Origin of the sequence: Providencia sp. 2023EL-00965 (assembly GCF_033550225.1) — a bacterium.
GTDB lineage: Bacteria > Pseudomonadota > Gammaproteobacteria > Enterobacterales > Enterobacteriaceae > Providencia > Providencia manganoxydans.
This window is the reverse complement of the sequence record NZ_JAWUEH010000036.1, coordinates 1-4,659: the sequence shown is the minus strand read 5'-3', so window position 1 is coordinate 4,659 and position 4,659 is coordinate 1. Positions and strand designations below refer to the sequence as shown.

At 39.5% G+C, this 4,659-nt stretch carries 4 protein-coding genes, 5 tRNA genes and 2 rRNA genes; 10 read left to right on the top strand and 1 reads right to left on the bottom strand.

Features of this window, described 5'->3' with window-relative positions; all coding sequences use genetic code 11:
* Positions 1 to 6 precede the first annotated feature (6 nt).
* The 5 genes from rrf (SC428_RS21915) to birA all read left to right on the top strand — a co-directional run bounded on the left by rrf (SC428_RS21915) (position 7) and on the right by birA (position 2,573).
* A 5S ribosomal RNA gene (rrf, locus tag SC428_RS21915) occupies positions 7 to 122 on the top strand.
* A gap of 45 nt (positions 123 to 167) precedes the next feature.
* Positions 168 to 243: transfer RNA gene (locus SC428_RS21910), tRNA-Thr, on the top strand.
* Positions 244 to 271: 28 nt separating this feature from the next.
* Positions 272 to 387, top strand: a 5S ribosomal RNA gene (gene rrf, locus SC428_RS21905).
* A gap of 180 nt (positions 388 to 567) precedes the next feature.
* Positions 568 to 1,602, top strand: coding sequence for a UDP-N-acetylmuramate dehydrogenase (murB, locus tag SC428_RS21900; RefSeq protein ID WP_070929313.1), 1,035 nt, complete (start codon positions 568 to 570; stop codon positions 1,600 to 1,602).
* Positions 1,599 to 2,573: a bifunctional biotin--[acetyl-CoA-carboxylase] ligase/biotin operon repressor BirA gene (birA, locus tag SC428_RS21895; protein ID WP_070929312.1), complete on the top strand. Its 975-nt coding sequence runs from the start codon at positions 1,599 to 1,601 to the stop codon at positions 2,571 to 2,573. Before murB ends, birA begins: the two co-directional genes overlap by 4 nt.
* Positions 2,574 to 2,612: 39 nt before the next feature.
* Here the strand turns inward: birA and coaA are convergent, their stop codons facing one another.
* Positions 2,613 to 3,563 (bottom strand): type I pantothenate kinase, encoded by a 951-nt coding sequence (gene coaA, locus SC428_RS21890; protein ID WP_070929311.1) that lies wholly within the window; start codon positions 3,561 to 3,563, stop codon positions 2,613 to 2,615.
* Positions 3,564 to 4,001: 438 nt separating this feature from the next.
* On the opposite strand from coaA, the gene SC428_RS21885 reads away from it, so the two are divergent.
* The 5 genes from SC428_RS21885 to SC428_RS21865 all read left to right on the top strand — a co-directional run.
* Positions 4,002 to 4,077 (top strand) — tRNA-Thr (locus SC428_RS21885).
* Between the two features lie 16 nt (positions 4,078 to 4,093).
* Positions 4,094 to 4,178: transfer RNA gene (locus SC428_RS21880), tRNA-Tyr, on the top strand.
* 76 nt (positions 4,179 to 4,254) lie between these two features.
* Positions 4,255 to 4,329, top strand: a tRNA-Gly gene (locus SC428_RS21875).
* A 6-nt stretch (positions 4,330 to 4,335) separates the two neighbouring features.
* Positions 4,336 to 4,411: transfer RNA gene (locus SC428_RS21870), tRNA-Thr, on the top strand.
* 120 nt (positions 4,412 to 4,531) lie between these two features.
* A partial coding sequence (locus tag SC428_RS21865) for a GTP-binding protein (protein WP_230333040.1) occupies positions 4,532 to 4,659 on the top strand: 128 nt, incomplete at its 3' end.

The following is a 4,659-nucleotide window of genomic DNA, read 5'->3' as shown; positions in this document are numbered from 1 at the left end:
AATTTGTCTGGCGGCAATAGCGCGGTGGTCCCACCTGACCCCATGCCGAACTCAGCAGTGAAACGCCGTAGCGCCGATGGTAGTGTGGGGTCTCCCCATGTGAGAGTAGGGAACTGCCAGACATTAATTTTAAAGGTTGTGTCAGTACTGACTGACCGCACCATATTGCTGATATGGCTCAGTTGGTAGAGCACACCCTTGGTAAGGGTGAGGTCCCCAGTTCGAATCTGGGTATCAGCACCAGAAATTATCGGCATTTAAAAAGAATTTACCTAGCGGCAATAGCGCGGTGGTCCCACCTGACCCCATGCCGAACTCAGCAGTGAAACGCCGTAGCGCCGATGGTAGTGTGGGGTCTCCCCATGTGAGAGTAGGGAACTGCTAGGTTTCAAATATAAAAAGCCACCTTAGGGTGGCTTTTTGCTATCTAGCTTTTATAAAGCACATCATTACATACGTTTCATACCTTCCATGCAATCTTCTACTGTAACTCTATTATTTAATGATTCTCTTCAACCAGCCTGTTAGACTTATCTAATCTTTATTTGTTATGTGCTGAAGGCAACAATGAACTCATCCCTTGAATTAAAACAATTTAATAGCTTTGCGCTGGAAGCAAAAGCAAAGTCAATTTATCTTGCAGGATCGGCAGAGCTTATTTATCAGCTATGGTGTGATGCAAGAAAACAGCAATTACCAGTTTTAATTCTTGGCGGTGGAAGCAACGTTCTCTTTATTGATGATTTTGATGGTGTAGTCATTCTTAATAGAATAATGGGGGTGACGACCACTGAGCAGGCTGATTTTTGGCATGTATATGCAGGCGCTGGAGAAAACTGGCATCAATTAATAGAATCTTTACTAAATCAGGGGATCTATGGTGCCGAAAATTTGGCGTTAATACCTGGGTGTGTGGGTTCTGCTCCGATTCAAAATATAGGGGCTTATGGCATAGAGCTCAAAGATCTTTGTGAGTATGTGGATACCCTTGATTTAACGACTGGAAAGCCATCAAGACTCTTGGCAGAAGAATGCCGCTTTGGCTATCGGGATAGTATCTTTAAGCATGAATATCAACACACACACGTTATTGTGGGAATTGGTTTAAAATTACCTAAGCAATGGTCTCCTAAGCTTACATATGGGGATTTGGCATTGTTAGACCCACAAACGGTAACGCCACAGCAAGTTTTTAATTCAGTATGTAATACGCGTAAAATGAAATTACCGGATCCTTCTGTTACAGGTAATGCAGGTAGTTTTTTTAAAAATCCGATTATTTCGGCTGATAAAGCAGAACAATTGAGGCAACAATATCCGTCATGCCCACAATATTTACAGGATGATGGTTCTATTAAAGTTGCGGCTGGCTGGTTAATTGATCAATGCGGTTTAAAAGGCTACGAATTAGGTGGTGCGGCAGTACATACTAAGCAAGCACTTGTACTGATTAACAAAGGTCATGCTACCGGATGGGATATCGTCAATTTAGCTAAATATGTTAGTCAAACGGTTTATAAGCGCTTTGGTATTATGCTTGAGCCAGAAGTTAGATTTATTGGAAAATATGGTGAAATTAACCCAATGGACTGTATTTTATGAAAGAAACCAGTATTCCTCTACAGTTGATAGATATTCTGTCTGATGCTCAAATTCATTCAGGGCAACAGTTGGGTGATATTTTAGGGATGACGAGAGCAGGCATTAATAAACATATTAAAACACTGCGTTCTTGGGGGCTTGATATACAGACTATTTCCGGAAAAGGTTATAAGCTTCCCTACTCTATCAACCTTCTGAATGCTCAAGCCATTATGCAGCATACTCAAGGTAGTAATATTATCGTTGAGCCGGTTATTGATTCAACCAATCAGTATATGTTGGAAAGGATACCTAGCTTAAAATCTGGCGATGCATGTTTAGCTGAGTACCAAAGTGCGGGAAGAGGGCGGCGTGGTCGTCAGTGGATTTCTCCTTTTGGTTGTAATTTATATTTATCAATGTATTGGAAGTTAGATCAAGGTCCCGCAGCCGCTGTAGGACTTAGCTTAGTGGTTGGTATTATCATTGCTGAAACATTGAATAAAATAAGCAAATCAAAAGTTAAAGTTAAATGGCCTAATGATCTTTATTTAAATGATAAAAAATTAGCAGGTATTCTTGTTGAGCTAACTGGTAAGACAGGCGATGCAGCCCATATTATTATCGGAATTGGCATTAATATTGGGATGGGTAAAAATAATATAAATAAAGATAAAGAAATTAATCAAGAGTGGTCATCACTTGCTGATGAAGTTGATTATATTGAGAGAAATGAGTTATCTGCAAATATTATAAATGCACTAAAAGATGCTTTAGTATTATTTGAAAAGGAAGGTTTGTTGCCATTTCTATCTCGTTGGTTTGAATTAGATAATTTCTTGGGGCGAGATGTTAAGTTATTGATTGGAGAGAAGATTATAACTGGTATTGAAATGGGGATTAATCAGCAAGGTGCTTTATTATTACGCCAAAATAATGGGGAGGTAATCCCTTATATAGGTGGTGAAATATCATTACGCTCTAATGAATAATAATTAAATATATGCCGGATAATTACCGGCATATGAAATTTACTTTCTTATTCTAACACTCTGAATAGAATGATTATCGCCTTTTGTCATTATTAAGCTAGCGCGCTCTTTGGTTGGCAAAATATTTTCTTCTAAGTTTAATCCATTAATTTCATCCCAAATAGAACTTGCTATATTAATAGCTTCCTCTTCGCTCAATTTAGAGTAGTTATGGAAGTAAGAATCAGGATCTGAGAAAGCACCTTGTCGGAATTTCAAAAAGCGGCCAACATACCACTGTTTTAATAGCTCAGGAGCGGCATCGACATAGATAGAGAAATCTACAAAGTCGGAGACAAACACGTGGTGAGGGTCATGTGGATAATCCATATCGCTTTGTAGGACATTGAGGCCTTCTAAGATGAGTATATCCGGCTGATCAATAACTTGCTGCTGATCTGGTACAATGTCATAAGTGAGATGCGAATAAACAGGGGCGACGACATTACGGGCACCCGATTTAATTTGAGAAACAAAATTGACTAGTTTCCTCATATCATATGATTGAGGAAAACCTTTTTTCTTCATGATGTCGCGATCTTTTAACACTTGGTTTGGATATAAGAAACCATCTGTTGTAATCAAATCAACTTTTCTATGTTCTGGCCAACGAGTTAATAGCGCTTGTAATAAACGTGCTGTTGTACTTTTACCAACGGCAACGCTGCCAGCAATACCAATAATGTAAGGTACCTTTGCTCCATTTGTCCCTAAAAATTGTTCAAGGACAGCTTGGCGCCGTAAATTGGAGCTAATATAAAAATTGAGTAAACGCGATAATGGTAGATAAATTTCAATAACATCTTCCATCGAGAGCTCTTCATTAATACCTTTTAACTCTAGAAGCTCACTAGAAGTTAGTGTCAAAGGGACTGAATCTCGCAATGTTGCCCAATGTTCTCTATCAAACTCTAAATATGGTGTAGTAATAAAATTCTCTGTCTGTTTCATAAACCAACATCTGCCTATTCTATGCAGGTTGGACAGGTTGCCTAAACACCCGTATCCGTAAAATTAAGTTGCATCATAGCGAGTGAAAGATAGTTGGCGTAGAACTTTTTATGTTTTATGTGAATTTTTTTTGACGAAGGCAGTAAAAACGGCATTGATTGTTGAAAAAAACAACAGTGGACAATCAATAGTTTTGAACCTTATAGTCACTTTTGGACTTAATAAACAATGAAGATTATTTTTTAGCAGCGAGAGAACACTTTACGGACTAAATAATAATGGATTATAGTTGCGGTCTGCTGTAGATGTTTTAATCTGAATATAGCGAAAAAAACAGCAAAATCACAAAAAACGAATAAAATGTGAGCAAGTAAACAAAAAATTAAATTTTTTTGTTGCAAGTCTCGCTCACTCTTCCTAGAATGCGCAGCACTTGATGCCGGCATAGCTCAGTTGGTAGAGCAACTGACTTGTAATCAGTAGGTCCCGAGTTCGACTCTTGGTGCCGGCACCAATTAACAATTTGGATAGGTGGGATACCCAAGCGGCCAAAGGGAGCAGACTGTAAATCTGCCGTCATCGACTTCGAAGGTTCGAATCCTTCTCCCACCACCATCTCCTGAAGGGTCTTATAATAAGATTTATTCAGGTAACAGTTTAACAGCTGATAACTCAGGTAGCCGAGTTCATTGCGGGCATCGTATAATGGCTATTACCTCAGCCTTCCAAGCTGATGATGCGGGTTCGATTCCCGCTGCCCGCTCCAAGATGTGCTGATATAGCTCAGTTGGTAGAGCACACCCTTGGTAAGGGTGAGGTCGGCAGTTCGAATCTGCCTATCAGCACCACTCCTCATATGTTCTCATTCATCTCCCTGATTTGTCTCCTGTAAAAAACAAGCAAATAAATTTTAACTGCTTGGTTGATGTGGTGTAACCACCGATTCCGTGTCTTAGAGGGACAATCTAATGTCTAAAGAAAAATTTGAACGTTCAAAACCGCACGTTAACGTTGGTACAATCGGCCACGTTGACCACGGTAAAACTACCCTGACAGCAGCAATCACTACTGTTCTGGCAAAAACTTACGGCGGTAG